The 232-nt window shown below is 66.8% G+C and carries 1 pseudogene; it reads right to left on the bottom strand.

From position 1 onward, the window contains the following. A pseudogene (locus tag SB751_RS35715) lies at window positions 1–232 on the bottom strand (porphobilinogen synthase); the annotation flags it as partial.

Raw genomic sequence — 232 nt, 5'->3', positions numbered from 1 at the left:
GCTGGGGGCGACCATGTCGACGCCGGCCGCGGCCTGCGTCAGGGCCTGCTTGACGAGGATCTCGACGGTCGGCTCGTTGACGACGTAGCCGTTTTCATCGATGACGCCGTCCTGGCCGTGGCTGGTGTACGGGTCCAGCGCCACGTCGCACAGCACGCCCACGTCGGCGAATTGTTTTTTCAGTTCGCGCACAACCCGCGCGCTCAGGCCGTCGGGGTTGGTGGCTTCGATG

Source organism: Cupriavidus sp. SIMBA_020, from assembly GCF_046535395.1.
GTDB classification, from domain to species: domain Bacteria; phylum Pseudomonadota; class Gammaproteobacteria; order Burkholderiales; family Burkholderiaceae; genus Cupriavidus; species Cupriavidus campinensis.
This window is presented reverse-complemented; position numbering and strand designations above follow the sequence as displayed.